A 545-nucleotide genomic window follows, 5' to 3' on the forward strand; every position below is an offset into this window, starting at 1 on the left:
CGGGCGGCCGGACGTGGCCAGTCGTCGCGCCACCCTGCCGTGGTGCGAACGGCCACCCTGCCGAGCAGTCTGACGTCGAGGACCCCGCCGGCCTCCCCACGAGCCATGGGACGAGCGTAGCGGCGGGCACACGGGGTGCGGCAGTCCTCAGTCCGGGGTGATGACCAGCGTGACCTCCTCGGTGGAGCTCCACTCCGGGAAGTCAGGGCTCTCGAAGGTGAACCGGCTCAGGTAGGTGCCCTCGTCCAGGTCGAGGACCACGCCTGCCGTCTGGTAGGCCGTCAGGCCCTGACGATCCATGACGTGGTACTTCACCGGAGGCCTCAGGAGCGGTTGTTCCACGAACTCTCCGACGGTCCCGTCGGGCATCACCTCGGCGAGGAGCACCGTGTACTCCACCGCGGTGATGATCTTGTTGACCTGCTGGCGCGTGTAGCCGTCTGCCTCCCAGTCCCACCACTGGAAGGCAGTCATGCCGGCGAAGGTGTCCGCCTCGGAGAAGGTGTACGTCGCCCCGTCCCTGTACAGGGTATAGACGCACGTGA

1 protein-coding gene is annotated in these 545 nt (G+C 67.5%); it reads right to left on the reverse strand.

The window, feature by feature from the left end; translation table 11 throughout:
- Positions 1-147 precede the first annotated feature (147 nt).
- The coding region (locus FJR00_RS15545; protein ID WP_238330546.1) for a hypothetical protein at positions 148-545 on the reverse strand (398 nt) is incomplete at its 5' end.

This window comes from Ornithinimicrobium kibberense (assembly GCF_006519705.1).
GTDB lineage: Bacteria > Actinomycetota > Actinomycetes > Actinomycetales > Dermatophilaceae > Ornithinicoccus > Ornithinicoccus kibberensis.